8 protein-coding genes are annotated in these 14,307 nt (G+C 60.6%); 6 read left to right on the top strand and 2 right to left on the bottom strand.

Translation table 11 applies throughout. The annotated features are described in order from the left end of the window. The first annotated feature begins 76 nt into the window (after window positions 1-76). Window positions 77-2,671, top strand: a complete 2,595-nt coding sequence (gene acnB / locus HWX34_RS18815; protein WP_178973699.1) for a bifunctional aconitate hydratase 2/2-methylisocitrate dehydratase — start codon at window positions 77-79, stop codon at window positions 2,669-2,671. Between the two features lie 177 nt (window positions 2,672-2,848). Beyond that, complete coding sequence (locus tag HWX34_RS18810) at window positions 2,849-6,085, top strand: DNA translocase FtsK (RefSeq protein ID WP_304506145.1); 3,237 nt, start codon at window positions 2,849-2,851, stop codon at window positions 6,083-6,085. 83 nt (window positions 6,086-6,168) lie between these two features. Here the strand turns inward: HWX34_RS18810 and HWX34_RS18805 are convergent, their stop codons facing one another. Next, window positions 6,169-6,318: a hypothetical protein gene (locus tag HWX34_RS18805; RefSeq protein ID WP_178973698.1), complete on the bottom strand. Its 150-nt coding sequence runs from the start codon at window positions 6,316-6,318 to the stop codon at window positions 6,169-6,171. Between the two features lie 206 nt (window positions 6,319-6,524). Between HWX34_RS18805 and HWX34_RS18800 the strand changes: the two genes are divergently transcribed. Beyond that, window positions 6,525-9,380, top strand: coding sequence for a PAS domain S-box protein (locus HWX34_RS18800; protein WP_178973697.1), 2,856 nt, complete (start codon window positions 6,525-6,527; stop codon window positions 9,378-9,380). On the opposite strand, the gene HWX34_RS18795 is transcribed toward HWX34_RS18800, so the two are convergent. Then, entirely contained in the window at window positions 9,377-10,573 is a 1,197-nt protein-coding gene (locus tag HWX34_RS18795; protein ID WP_178973696.1) for a VWA domain-containing protein, read from the bottom strand. The two genes, HWX34_RS18800 and HWX34_RS18795, sit on opposite strands and share 4 nt — an antisense overlap. Window positions 10,574-10,676: 103 nt before the next feature. On the opposite strand from HWX34_RS18795, the gene HWX34_RS18790 reads away from it, so the two are divergent. The 3 genes from HWX34_RS18790 to HWX34_RS18780 are packed head-to-tail and all read left to right on the top strand — an operon-like array spanning window position 10,677 to window position 14,225. Then, entirely contained in the window at window positions 10,677-12,107 is a 1,431-nt protein-coding gene (locus HWX34_RS18790) for a coniferyl aldehyde dehydrogenase (RefSeq protein WP_178973695.1), read from the top strand. Between the two features lies 1 nt (window position 12,108). Continuing rightward, entirely contained in the window at window positions 12,109-12,624 is a 516-nt protein-coding gene (locus HWX34_RS18785) for a hypothetical protein (protein ID WP_178973694.1), read from the top strand. Continuing rightward, on the top strand, window positions 12,621-14,225 hold the full coding sequence (locus tag HWX34_RS18780) for a GMC family oxidoreductase (RefSeq protein ID WP_255497510.1): 1,605 nt from the start codon (window positions 12,621-12,623) through the stop codon (window positions 14,223-14,225). Before HWX34_RS18785 ends, HWX34_RS18780 begins: the two co-directional genes overlap by 4 nt. The last annotated feature ends 82 nt before the right edge of the window (window positions 14,226-14,307 follow it).

Here is a 14,307-nt window from a genome sequence, read left to right as displayed (position 1 = left end):
CGGACGGTTGCCGCCAGTTGATCCCCCGCTGGCGGCTGACTCATTGCAAACAACCCAAGCAAAAAGGTCCCAAGCTATGCTCGAAGCCTACCGTCAGCATGTTGCAGAGCGCGCTGCACTGGGCATTCCGCCCCTCCCGCTGAATGCCAAGCAAACCGAACAATTGGTCGAACTGCTGAAAAACCCGCCCAAGGGCGAGGAAGATCTGCTGGTCGAGCTGATCACCTTCCGCGTGCCGCCGGGTGTGGATGATGCCGCCAAGGTCAAGGCTTCTTTCCTGGCTGCTGTTGCCGAAGGCAGCGTGGCTTCGCCGCTGGTTTCCCGTGCCAAGGCTACCGAGCTGTTGGGCACCATGCTGGGTGGCTACAATGTCAAGCCGCTGATCGACCTGCTGGCTGACGCCGAAGTAGGCGGCATCGCTGCCGAAGGCCTGAAAAAGACCCTGCTGGTATTCGACTTCTTCCACGACGTGCAAGTACTGGCTGATGCTGGCAATGCCAACGCCAAGGGCGTGCTGCAAAGCTGGGCTGATGCCGAATGGTTCACCAGCCGTCCTGAAGTGGAAAAGAAAATCACCGTTACCGTATTCAAGGTGCCGGGCGAAACCAATACCGACGACCTGTCGCCGGCACCGGACGCCTGGAGCCGCCCGGACATCCCGCTGCACTACCTGGCCATGCTGAAGAACACCCGTCCGGGTGCTGCCTTCGTCCCGGAAGAAGACGGCAAGCGCGGTCCGATGCAGTTCATTGAAGACCTGAAGAAAAAAGGCCATCTGGTTGCCTACGTGGGCGACGTGGTGGGTACCGGTTCTTCCCGCAAGTCCGCCACCAACTCCGTGGTATGGGCTACCGGCCAGGATATTCCGTTTGTGCCGAACAAGCGCTTTGGCGGCGTGACCCTGGGCGGCAAGATTGCGCCGATCTTCTTCAACACCCAGGAAGACTCCGGCTCGCTGCCGATCGAAGTGGATGTGTCTGCGCTGGAAATGGGCGATGTGATCGACATCTATCCGTATGACGGCAAGATTGAAAAGAACGGCGCCACCGTTGCCAGCTTCCAGCTAAAGTCTGACGTGCTGCTCGACGAAGTGCGTGCAGGCGGCCGTATCAACCTGATCATCGGCCGTGGTCTGACTGCCAAGGCCCGTGAAGCACTGGGTCTGGCTCCGTCCACCGTATTCCGTCTGCCCAAAGACCCGGCCAATTCCGGCAAGGGCTTCTCGCTGGCACAGAAGATGGTTGGCCGCGCCTGTGGTCTGCCGGAAGGCCAGGGCGTGCGTCCGGGCACCTACTGCGAACCGAAGATGACCACCGTGGGTTCGCAAGATACTACTGGCCCGATGACCCGCGACGAGCTGAAAGACCTGGCTTGCCTGGGCTTCTCCGCCGACCTGGTGATGCAGTCCTTCTGTCACACCGCCGCTTATCCGAAGCCGGTGGACGTGAAAATGCACAAGGAACTGCCGGCCTTCATCTCCACCCGTGGCGGTGTTGCACTGCGTCCGGGCGATGGCGTGATTCACAGCTGGCTGAACCGTCTGCTGCTGCCGGATACCGTGGGTACCGGTGGTGACTCCCACACCCGTTTCCCGATCGGCATTTCCTTCCCGGCCGGTTCCGGTCTGGTGGCTTTTGCCGCGGCTACCGGCGTCATGCCGCTGGACATGCCGGAATCCGTTCTGGTGCGCTTCAAGGGCGAACTGCAACCCGGCGTCACCCTGCGTGACCTGGTTAACGCAATTCCGCTGTATGCCATCAAGCAAGGTCTGTTGACCGTAGCCAAGGCCGGCAAGAAGAACATCTTCTCCGGCCGCGTGCTGGAAATCGAAGGTTTGCCGAACCTGAAGGTGGAGCAGGCATTCGAACTGTCCGACGCTTCTGCCGAACGTTCCGCTGCCGGTTGCACCGTGCACCTGAACAAGGAACCCATCGTCGAATACATGCGCTCCAACATCACCCTGATGAAGACCATGATCGCCGACGGCTACGCCGATGCCCGCACCCTGGAGCGCCGCATCAAGAAGATGGAAGAGTGGATTGCCAACGGCGAACTGCTGAAGGCTGATGCCGATGCCGAATACGCTGCCGTGATCGAAATCGATCTGGCTGACGTGAAAGAGCCTATCGTCGCCTGCCCGAACGACCCGGATGACGTGAAGTTCATGTCCGAAGTGGCCGGCACTCCGATCGACGAAGTGTTCATCGGTTCTTGCATGACCAACATCGGTCACTTCCGTGCGGCTTCCAAGCTGCTGGAAGGCAAGCGCGACCTGCCGGTAAAACTGTGGCTGGCTCCGCCGACCAAGATGGATGCCGAGCAGTTGACCAACGAAGGTCACTACGGCGTGTTCGGCATGGCCGGTGCCCGTACCGAAATGCCGGGCTGCTCGCTGTGCATGGGTAACCAGGCACAGGTGCGCGAAGGTGCCACCGTGATGTCCACTTCCACCCGTAACTTCCCCAACCGTCTGGGCAAGAACACCAATGTGTTCTTGGGTTCGGCCGAACTGGCCGCCATCTGCTCCAAGCTGGGCAAGATTCCGACCGTGGAAGAGTACAAGGCCAATATCGGCATCATCAACGAGAAGGGTGCCGAGGTTTACCAGTACCTGAACTTCGACCAGATCAAGGACTATCAGGACATCGCCGCTACCGTGGCAGTGAACTGATCCGGTTTGTGATCGACAAGAACCCCGCCTGGTGCGGGGTTTTTTCATTCTTGTCTTATCAGCCGGTGTCATGCAGTTTGCTGGCAAATAAGGGTACAATCGACGGTTTGAATTGCCCTGTTCTGCCTGGCCGCCTGCATGCTGTGGGTGGCAGGCGGTGATGAATGACGAAAGAGGTTGCAGATCGTGTGGTTTGTGCTGGCACTGATGGGTTTGGGTGTGGCGGGTGGTTTGGCCTGGCGCAAGCGGGGAGGGCAGTGGCCTGCGGTCAAGGACCTGCTGCAACAGCGCGGGCGCTTGCTGGGCAGGTTGGATCGCCTGCTGGGCGCCAGTCATGATGAAGAATTGGACATCACCCCAGCCGCGTTTCGCGAACGCAGGCGCGAGCCGGTGGCTATCCGCTTCGACGAGCCGCAAGAGGAGCCGGTCACACAAACGGTGGTGGATGTCCTTGTCGAGCCAGCGTTGCCAAAGCGCACCTTGCTCAATGAGCCAGCAGCGGTGGCTCGAGCCACTGCCGCAGCGCTAAGCCGGCCGCAGCCTGAAGCGTCGGTCCGCCCGCAAACAACGCCAACCCGTGCCGCTCCGCCGGCTGACCTGCCCCATGTGGAACTGGAGCGCACCTACCGTCGCAGCAAGCCACAGCCCAAGCCAGTGACGGCTCCGGTCAGCGGCAATCTGCCGGTTATCGGTCTGGATGAGCTGCAACACAATATGCACCACGGCACACGCCGTCGGCAGGCGGAGCGCAAGGCTGGTGCCATGCCGCAGTCTGAAAGCCGTGCACTGCCGGTGATCGACCCGCATGAAGTCCGTGCCCAGGTCAGTGCCTTGCATAGCAAACGACGCAACAGCGAGCCGTCACCGCCCAAGCCACCGGTTATTTTGCAACCGGTGCGCTCGGCCCCGCTCAAGATCAAGACCCAGACCCAGACCCAGACACCTCCGCCACGCCGCGAAGCTCCGCCGGTGGAGCCGCCAATTGTCCGGCATGAGCAGCAGCCCAGAAGCAAAGCGTATGAGGGCTGGATTCGTCCGCCGGAGAACCGGGCGCCGCAAGCCAAATCCGTCGCGCCCGCCCCGCAGCCAAATCCGGCGCATGCACCGGGCTTGTCGCTGGCGGATATTCCCGATGCGCCATCCGCCAGCATGCCCTTGGCTGGCCTGGCCGGTCGTATGCTGGAGCAGTCTGACATTCCGCTCTCTACCGCTGAGGATGTTGCCCTGTCCGAGGCGGTCAGCGCCTTTGCTGATGTGTCAGATGTGGTGGCTGAAGCAGCGCCAGCCCCTGAAGCCACCTTGCCTGAGCCAGTTGCTCCTGCACCGCAGACCGTGGTGGATGTGAGTATGGTGCTTGAACAGGATCTTGCTGATGGGGGTGCCTCATCCGCAGCAGAACCCACAGTAAGCATGCCGGAGCCGTCGCAAGGCAAGCCGGACGCGCTGCCTGTTCCCCATGTCACGCAGCCCGTGCCATCTCCAGAGCTGTCACCGCAGCCTGCCTCCCCGCCGGAGAGGCAGCCTTGGCGTTGGCCGGAACAAAGGCAACAAGCCGCAGCGACTGGCTCGGCAGCAAGTGTTGCCAGCAGCGTTGCGGGTAATGCTGCTGCCAACTTGCCGTGGGCTATGATCAGCGAGAGCACGCCGCAAGCCCAGCCAGCGGCACCGCGCGCGGACAGCACGCTGGTCTGGCATTTGCTGGACGATGCCACGCCAACTGCACCAGCCGTGTCTCAAGCTATTGAGCCGGCTGCTGTTGCTGCCGACAGCACTGTGCAAGTAGAAACCCAGCCAGACTTTATCGCCAGCAGTCCGCTTGATGATGCGGCCTCGCCGTCGCTGCCGGGCACGCAGGCCGATGCTGCCTTGCCTTGGGCGCTGCCTGCCCCTGCCGCGGCACATCGCTCCAGCCTGCCGGTGATTTACGGTGAAGACTGCCTGCCCGGGCTGGATTTGCTGCGCCCGGCCGAAGAGGCCACTACGGTGGTGTCGGAAGACGAATTGCTGGAGCGCGGCATCCTGATCGAGGAAAAACTGGCCGAGTTCAAGGTCAAGGTCAGCGTGGTGGATGCCTATGCCGGGCCGGTGATTACCCGTTACGAAGTGGAGCCGGCTGTTGGTGTGCGCGGCAATCAGGTGGTCAATCTGATGAAAGACCTGTCGCGTGCGCTGGGTCTGGCATCCATCCGGGTGGTGGAAACCATTCCCGGCAAAACCTGCATGGGCTTAGAGCTGCCCAATGCCAAGCGCCAGATGATTCGTCTGTCGGAAATCTTCTCGGCCGATGTGTTCCAGCAGCCTTCATCACGCCTGACCATGGCGCTTGGCAAGGACATTACCGGCCAGCCGGTGGCCATTGACCTGGCCAAGGCACCACACCTGCTGGTGGCCGGTACCACCGGTTCCGGCAAGTCGGTGGGCGTGAATGCGATGATTCTGTCCATGCTGTACAAAGCCACGCCGGACGAAGTTCGCTTCATCATGATCGACCCCAAGATGCTGGAACTGTCGGTGTACAACGACATTCCGCATTTGTTGGCCCCGGTAGTCACCGACATGAAACTGGCCGCCAATGCCCTTAACTGGTGCGTAGGCGAGATGGAGCGCCGCTACCGCCTGATGAGTGCGCTGGGTGTGCGTAATCTGGCCGGTTATAACGACAAGGTGCGCGAAGCCGAAGAGGCCGGTCGCCGCCTGACCAATCCCTTCAGCCTGACGCCGGAAACACCGGAGCCGCTGCACAAGCTGCCCTTTATCGTGGTGGTGGTGGATGAGTTTGCCGACCTGATGATGGTGGCAGGCAAGAAAATTGAAGAGCTGATTGCCCGCCTGGCACAGAAAGCCCGTGCTGCGGGCATTCATTTGATTCTGGCCACTCAGCGTCCGTCGGTGGATGTGATTACCGGTCTGATCAAGGCTAATATCCCTACGCGGATTGCCTTCCAGGTGTCCAGCAAGATAGACAGCCGTACCATTCTGGACCAGATGGGGGCAGAAAGCCTGCTGGGTCAGGGTGATATGCTGTTCCTGCCGCCGGGTTCCGGCTATCCGCAACGGGTGCATGGCGCTTTTGTCACCGATGACGAAGTGCACGCGGTAGTGGATTTCCTCAAGCAATGGGGCGAGCCGGACTATGTGGAAGGCTTGCTGACCGGTGAAACCGAGGCGGATGAGGAATCGGCGGCGGCTACGGCCAAGGTGCAGGCCGCTACCGAAAGCGACCCACTGTACGACGAAGCGGTGGAGATTGTGCTGAAAACCCGCAAACCCTCCATTTCCGCCGTACAGCGCCATTTGCGTATCGGCTACAACCGTGCAGCCCGACTGATCGAACAAATGGAAGCCGCTGGCATCGTCAGTGCCATGGAGAGCAATGGCAACCGTACCGTGCTGGTGCCGCAGCGTGAGTTCTGATTGCGTATTGAAGAACTGGCCAGATCAACCTGAATAACAAAAAAGGCAGCCAAAGCTGCCTTTTTTCTGTTTGCCTGCCGGTATCAATAACGACGCTGGCGCGGACGGGCCTGTTCTTCATCACGACGGATGCGGATGGGAACCAGCTCGCGCTTTTTCTCCAGCGGGCTGATGAGCATGCCCAGCACAACGGCAAAGGCGGTGATCAGTGCGATCATCAAAATGGTTTCCATGACGTTGCTCCTTTGGCTGTGTGGGGCGTGTTGTGCTGAAAGCTTGATTCATTGTCGACATAAGCTGCCGATTGCTCAAGTAGAATTTGTGGCAATTTGCGATTTTTTCAAGCATTTCCTGATTATTTCTCGGTATCGGCAGTAACACTCCATACATCATCTATAAAGTAGGGCATGAAATCGAATCCTGAGTGCCGGAGACACCATTGACCGCACCACTGCACGCACAGCCTGATCAATCAGCCGCATTGCTTTCCAATGTCTTCCACCAGATGGATGCGGCCCTGCTGCTCCTGGATGAGGCAGGCATCATCACCCTCAGCAACCCGGCAGCCGAGCGGCTGCTGGGCATAGGCGGCGATGTCTTGTGCGGTCATCACATCAGCACGGTATTGCTGTGCGAGGCTAAGGCAATGGCATCCGGCGGGCTGCAGCCTGAATGTCCCAGTCAGGCCCGGGATTTGCTGACGCTGTTTGATGCCGGTCTGATGCCGGGGAATGGCTTACCACGCGAATGGGTGGTAGCGGACAGGGACGGCAGCCGACACATGGTAAGTATTTCTGCTTCGCCACTGGTTCAGGGTAATGCCACCGGCCATGTACTGGTGATTCAGGATCTGACCGAAGTCAAACGCATGCAGCAATTGCTGCATCGCCAGCATGCGCTGTTTGCCAACGGGCCGATGGTGGCTTTCTCCTGTAGCCCGGCGCAGCCACATGAGGTGCAGGAAGTCAGCCCCAATGTGGCTGAAATTCTGGGTTATTTCCCCGAAGACATTCTGCTTGACCCTTTGTGGTGGCAGCAACGATTGCATCCGGATGATCAGGCCGCGCTGGCTGATGGGCGCTGGCGTCTGGCGCAAAGTGAAGGCTTTGCCACTTGCCGCTACCGTTTTTTGCATGGCAGCGGCCGCTGGTGCTGGCTGGAGGAGCATGTGCAGCTGTTGCCCGGTGATGTGGTGCAGGGCTACTGGATAGATGTCAGCAAGCAGGTGGAGGGCGAAGACCGGCTGGCCAAGATAGCCAGCAATATTCCCGGCATGCTGTTCATGTACACCATCAACCCCTACGGGGTGGGGCAGTTTGTCTATGTCAGCGAGGGAGTGCGCAATCTGTTTGGCATTTCGCCGCAGCAGGCAAAAGACAATGCCGAACTGGTTGCCCAGCGGATATTTCCGGACGACCTGCAGCGGGTACGGGAGGAGGGTGAGGCTGCCTTGCGCTACCACCTGCCGTGGATATGCGAATTCCGCATTCTGTTGCCGGATGGCCGCATGATCTGGGTGGAAGGCCGCGCCACACCGGAATTGCAGGATGACCAGTCGGTGCGCTGGCATGGCTTGATTTCCGAGATTACCCAGCGCAAACGCACGGAAGAGGCCTTGCGTGAAAGCCAGGAGCGGCTGGACATGGCCATGCGCGGGGCCAATATCGGCTTGTGGGACTGGCATGTGGCGCTGGGAAAACTGGATTTCAACCAGCAACTGGTGAACATGCTGGGCTATGACTATCACACCCTGCATGACAACCCGGCGCAGTGGCAGGCACTGGTGCATCATGAAGACCTGCCGACTGTGCGTCACAATATCCGCGCCCTGCTCAAGCGGGATGCCAGCCAGTACCGCATTGAATACCGCGTGATACGCCGCAGCGGAGAGGTGATCTGGGTGCTGGACAAGGGTCAGGCCACCGAGGTGGATGGCAATGGCAATGTCTGTCGCATTGTCGGCACGGTGCAGGACATCACCACCCACAAGCAAGCCCAGCGGCTGCTGGAAGACAGCGAAGCGCACTTTCGCATGCTGTTCCAGAACCATGGCGCGGTGATGATTCTGATCGACCCGGAAAAGGGCTGCATTGTCGATGCCAACCCCTCAGCCGAACGTTTTTATGGCTATTCCCGACAGGAACTGGTAGGCATGGCGCTTGGCCGTATCAACCAGATGGCCGAGGAGCGCATACACGGCACCATAGGCGTTGCCTTGTTGCAGGCGCACAACCACTTCACCTTCACCCATCGTCTGGCCAGCGGCGAATTGCGCACGGTCGATGTGCATTCCTCACCGGTGGAATCCGGCGGGCGCACCCTGCTGTTTTCCATCATTCACGACATCACCGCACGGCGTGAGGCCGAAGAAGCACTGGCCACCTTGCAGCGCCAGTTGCTGGCCATCATCGAACACTTTCACGGAGCCATGCTGCTGGAGGATCAGTCCGGCGAGGTGGTGCTGGTCAATCATCAGTACTGCGAAATGTTCATGCCAGACCTGACGCCCGAGCAACTGAAACAGGAAAATCGCCTGCGGGTGGCGGCCCGGGCTGCATCGTGTTTTGCTCATCCGCAGCAGTTGCTGCAACGAATGGAAGAATTGCAGCAGACGCGGCAAGTGGCGCTGGGGGAAGAATGGGCATTGAAAGACGGACGCATGCTGGAGCGCGACCACGTGCCCATCTATGTGGAGGGGCGACTACGCAGTGTGTTGTGGGTATACCGTGACATCACCAGTCGCAAGCAGCAGGAAGAAACCCTGCGCCAACTGGCCACCACCGATGCCCTGACCGGCATTGCCAACCGACGCAGCTTTATGGAAAAACTGGCCGATGAATTTGCCCGCTTCCAGCGTTTCAGTAATCCGGTAGCTGTATTGATGCTGGATATCGACCACTTCAAGCGGGTGAACGATACCTGGGGTCATGCGGTGGGTGACAAAGTGCTGCACGACTTTGCTGCCCTCTGTCAGCAGGTGGTGCGCAAGGTGGATGTGGTGGGGCGTTTGGGAGGGGAGGAGTTTGCCGTCCTGTTGCCCGGTTGCGGCATGGCCGGTGCGCTGGCACTGGCCGAACGACTGCGCGAGTCGGTGCGCAGTCATGTCATCCAGGTAGGGGGAGCCAGTTTGCAGGTGCGTACCAGTATTGGCGTCAGCAGCTTTGCCCGCAGCCAGCAAGATGCCAGTGTCGCCCTGGCGCTGGCCGACCAGGCCTTGTACGAGGCCAAGCTGGCCGGACGCGACCAGGTGCGGGCTTTCGACGGTAACGGCCAGCACTTTCCCCCGTCAAGCTAGGGAGCCAGTAAGGCTCCCCTTTGCTTCAGGCTGCGCATGGCACGGTCCACGCCTTCAAGGGTGAGCGGAAACATGCGCTGTTGCATCAGTTGCTGCATCAGCTGCAAGGACGGGGTGTAGCCCCAGTATCGCTCGGCCACCGGGTTGAGCCAGGCGGCATGGCGGAAATGGGCCAGCAGGCGCTGCATCCACACCGCGCCGGCTTCCGGGTTCATGTGTTCCACGCTGCCGCCTGGATGGCTGATTTCATAAGGACTCATAGTGGCGTCGCCCACCAGTATCAGCTTGTAATCGCTGCCAAAGGTATGCAGCAGGTCCAGCGTGGACAGGCTGCTGCCTTGTCGCCGCCGGTTGTCCTTCCACACGGTTTCGTACACGCAGTTGTGGAAGTAGTAGTACTCCAGGTGCTTGAACTCGCTCTTGACGGCAGAAAACAGTGTTTCTACTTCCTTGATGTGGTCGTCCATCGAGCCGCCGACATCAAACAGCACCAGTAGCTTCACCGTATTACGCAGGGTGCGGCGCATACGCAGGTCCAGCAGACCTGCCTTGCGCGCGGTGCCGGCAATGGTAGCCTCAAGGTCCAGTTCCTCGTCCGCCCCGTCGCGGGCAAATTCGCGCAGCCGGCGCAAGGCCAGCTTGATATTGCGGCTGCCCAGTTCGGCAGCGTCGTCAAAATTGCGGAATTCGCGTTTGTCCCACACCTTCACCGCACGGCGATGACGCGACTCGTCCTGGCCGATGCGGATGCCCGCCGGGTTGTAGCCATAAGCACCAAAGGGACTGGTGCCGCCGGTGCCTATCCATTTGTTGCCACCCTGATGCCGCTCTTTCTGTTCTTCCAGCCGCTGGCGCAGGGTTTCCATCAGCGTATCCCAGCCCATGGCCTGCAATTGCTGCTGTTCTTCCGGGCTGAGAAATTTCTCTACCTGCTTGCGCAGCCAGTCTTCCGGAATGTCGCGCTGCAAGTCGTCCAGATTCAGCGTCTTGCCCTCGAAGTAATGGCCGAATACCTGATCGAAGCGGTCGTAATGCTTTTCGTCCTTGATCAGTGTGGCGCGAGACAAGTAGTAAAAAGCATCCAGGCTGCCAAACGCCACGTTTTGCCGCAGTGCTTCCAGCAGGGTCAGGAACTCCTTGAGCGATACCGGCAAGCGGGCGTCGCGCAGGGCGTAAAAGAAATCGATCAGCATGATGGATACACGGGTGACAGAGGAAATTTCTGATGCTATTCTGGCTTTAGAGTCGTCGCTCTAAACGACCGTTTGCCGGATGGAACAACACGAGGATAGCACAATGCCTGTCATGCCGATGCCGCCAGACACCGAACAGGGTCTGCAGCAGGCCTATGCCGCCATGCGCCGTGCCGCCGATGCGGCACGGTTTCCCGATCTGGCGACGCGCCGTGGCTGGTTGACTGCACTGGAGCAACTGATACAACAGAACCGCGCGGCCTTGATTGATGCAGTCAATGCCGACTTCGGCCAGCGCAGCGGGGTGGAAACCCGCTTGCTGGAACTGTTTCCCAGTCTGGAAGAGTTACGCAGTGCACGCCGCCAGCTGGGCCGCTGGATGCGCCCGCAACGTCGTGCGGTTTCGCTGTGGTTCCGCCCGGCGCGCAATCAGGTGATACCCCAGCCGCTGGGCGTAGTCGGTGTGGTGGTGCCCTGGAACTACCCCTTGTTTCTGGCGTTTGGCCCCTTGATTGGCGCGCTGGCGGCGGGTAATCGGGTGATGATCAAGATGTCCGAACTCACCCCCGCCACCGGCGCACTGCTGGCCAGGCTGGTGGCGCAGTATTTCGAGCCGGGGCTGGTGACGGTGGTCAATGGCGACGCCACGCTGGCACAGGCCTTTACCCGCCTGCCATTTGACCATCTGTTGTTTACCGGCTCCACGGCGGTGGGACGCCATGTCATGCGTGCTGCGGCGGACAATCTTACTCCGGTGACGCTGGAGCTGGGCGGCAAGTCGCCCGCTCTGGTAGCGCGGGATGCCGACTTTGCCCGTGCTGCCGAATCCATCGTGACTGGCAAAATGCTCAATGCCGGACAAACCTGCGTGGCACCGGATTATGTGCTGGTGAACGCCAAGGACCGCGACCGCCTGCTGGCCATGCTGGATGCTGTTGCCACCCGCGCCTATCCCACGCTGGCGCACAACCCGGACTACAGCAGCATCATCCATCCACGGCATTATCAGCGCCTGCAACAATGGCTGGACGAAGCGGTCGTTGCCGGCGCGACAGTCCGCCAGATCAACCCGGCTGGTGAAGATCTGGCCGCAGTGCGCAAGCTGCCGCTGACGCTGGTACTGGATTGCCCGGCCCATTGCGCGCTGATGCAGGAGGAAATCTTCGGCCCCATCTTGCCGGTGGTCAGTTATCACCGTTTTGACGAGGCGCTGGAGTACATCAACGCCCGGCCACGTCCATTGGCGCTTTACCTGTTTGATCGCGACCCGGTGCGCATCGGCAAGGTGTTGCAAGAAACCGTATCCGGTGGCGTATGTATCAATGAAACCATTCTGCACGTGGCGCAGGACAGCATGCCGTTTGGCGGCGTGGGGCCCTCCGGCATGGGGCATTACCACGGCTACGAAGGCTTTCTCACCTTCTCCAAGCTCAAACCGGTATTCAGCCAAGGCCACTGGGCGGGCAGCTGGCTGACGCGCCCGCCGTATGGCCGGACAGTGGAATGGCTACTCCGACTGATGTTGCGAGGCTGACATGCTGACGCGCCGCCAACTGATCAAGACCGGCATGGCCGGCAGCGTGGTGTTGCTGGCCGCAGGCCTGCTGGCGACACCACAAGCGGACTGGCCCGCCACTGCTGAGCCGGCCTTGCATTTTTTGCAGCCTGCCGACGCGCAAATCCTCCGCAGCATTGCTCCGGTCATGTTGGGCCTGTCCGGCCTGCCGGTGAATGACATCGTGCGCGGGGTGGATGTGGCAATCAGCAATCTGCTGCCCGCCATCCAGCAGGAGTTACGCCAGCTATTCGACTTGCTGGCCAATCGCTGGGCGCGGCGCTGGCTGGCCGGGGTGCGCAGCCCCTGGGCGCAGGCATCTGAAACCGAGCTGGGCAACTTCTTGCGTAGCTGGCAGCAAAGCCCGCTGTTATTGCTGCGCTCGGCTTATCAGGCACTGCATGCGCTGATCAATGCCGCCTGGTTTGGTAACCCGGCCAGCTGGAGCGCCATCGCGTATCAGCAACCGCCACACATCATGAGTTTACTGCCATGACGACACCGATGAGCTTGCCCGACCCGATTGCCCAGGGTGTGGCCGACGGCTGGCGTGTGCTGGACGGTGCCACCCAGCAACAGGACTTGCAACTGCACTGCGACGTGCTGATCATCGGCACCGGTGCTGGCGGTGGCATGACGGCCGAGGTGCTGGCCCAGGACGGGCTGGATGTGCTGATGGTGGAAGAGGGTGCATTGCGTAGCTCGCGAGATTTCCGCCTGCTGGAAGCCAAGGCCTATCCCGAGCTGTATCAGGAGGCCGCCAGTCGCAAGACGGCCGACAAGGCCATCAACATCCTGCAAGGCCGTACCGTGGGTGGCAGCACCACGGTCAACTGGACCAGTGCTTTTCGCACCCCGGCCGACACCCTCAACTGGTGGGGTGAGCGTTATGGCCTGCACGGGCTCAACCCGCAAGCCATGGCACCGTGGTTTGACATGGCGGAAGCCCGGCTGGGTATTGCCGATTGGCAGACCGACCCCAATCCCAACAACAGCGTGCTGGAGCAGGGCTGTCAGGCGCTGGGCCTCAAGCATGGCCGCATCCGGCGCAATGTGCGCGGTTGCTGGAATCTGGGCTATTGCGGCATGGGCTGTGCCACCAATGCCAAGCAGTCCATGCTGGTGACCACCATTCCAGCAGCCTTGCAGCACAAGGCCGCCTTGTTGGCGCGGGCTCGCGTGGAGCGGCTGGTCCCCACTACGGACGGCAAGGCCTTGCAAGGGGCGGAGGGCGTGCTGCTGGCGGCAGACGGTCACAGTCTCACCGGCCGTCGATTTAAGGTGAATGCCGCGCATGTGGTGTTGGCTGCGGGGGCCATTGGCAGCCCGGCCATTTTGTTGCGCAGCAGCCTGGGAGGGGCGCAGGTAGGTAAGCGTACCTTCCTGCACCCGGTCGCCATTTGCGGTGCGGTGATGCCGCAGCGTATCGAGGCCTATAACGGCGCACCGCAAACCGTGTATTCCGACCACTTCATGCATACCCAAGCGCTGGACGGCCCGCTGGGCTACAAGCTGGAAGTACCGCCGGTGCATCCGCTGCTGGTGGGGGTGACGCTGTCGGGCTTTGGCCAGCACACGGCCAGCCTGATGCAGCAGCTGCCGCATCTGCATGTGATGCTGGCCTTGCTGCGCGATGGTTTTCATCCGGAAAGCCAGGGTGGGGTGGTGCGCCTGCGTGCCGATGGCTCGCCCGAGCTGGATTACCCGCTGAACGATGTATTGTGGGAAGGGGTGCGGCGCAGCTGGCTCACCATGGCGGAACTGCAATTTGCCGCCGGGGCGCGCCAGGTGCAGGTGATTCACGAACAGGCAACGCTACAGGCCAACTGGAAGGATGCGCGGGAAATGATTAACCGGCTGCCGCTCAAGCCCTTGCTGGCCCGGCTGGTCAGTGCCCATGTCATGGGTGGAGCTGCCATGAGCAGCCAGCCGGATAGCGGTGTGGTGGATGAATACGGCCAACACTGGGCACTGCGCAATTTGAGCATTATCGACGGTTCCGTCTTTCCCACCAGCATCGGTGCCAATCCGCAACTGTCCATCTATGCCTTTGCCCTGCGGGCCGCACATCAGTTGCGCGCGGCATTGAAAGCCTGAATCTCTAGAGCAAAAGCCCGAAAATGCCGGTTATCAGGCATTTTCGGGCTTTGTATTGTTCATCTTTCCATTTTTGCTTCGG

Origin of the sequence: Aquitalea sp. LB_tupeE, from assembly GCF_013391415.1 — a bacterium.
In the GTDB taxonomy this organism is placed as follows: domain Bacteria; phylum Pseudomonadota; class Gammaproteobacteria; order Burkholderiales; family Chromobacteriaceae; genus Aquitalea.
The sequence above is the reverse complement of the archived record's forward strand: the minus strand, read 5'-3'. Positions and strand labels throughout refer to the sequence as shown.

What these genes read in the sequence shown, in the direction of transcription:
- acnB (WP_178973699.1), top strand. Translation starts at nt 77, where the DNA reads ATGCTCGAAGCCTACCGTCAGCATGTTGCAGAGCGCGCTGCACTGGGC.
- HWX34_RS18805 (WP_178973698.1), bottom strand. Translation starts at nt 6,318, where the DNA reads ATGGAAACCATTTTGATGATCGCACTGATCACCGCCTTTGCCGTTGTG.
- HWX34_RS18795 (WP_178973696.1), bottom strand. Translation starts at nt 10,573, where the DNA reads ATGCTGATCGATTTCTTTTACGCCCTGCGCGACGCCCGCTTGCCGGTA.
- HWX34_RS18790 (WP_178973695.1), top strand. Translation starts at nt 10,677, where the DNA reads ATGCCTGTCATGCCGATGCCGCCAGACACCGAACAGGGTCTGCAGCAG.
- HWX34_RS18785 (WP_178973694.1), top strand. Translation starts at nt 12,109, where the DNA reads ATGCTGACGCGCCGCCAACTGATCAAGACCGGCATGGCCGGCAGCGTG.
- HWX34_RS18780 (WP_255497510.1), top strand. Translation starts at nt 12,621, where the DNA reads ATGACGACACCGATGAGCTTGCCCGACCCGATTGCCCAGGGTGTGGCC.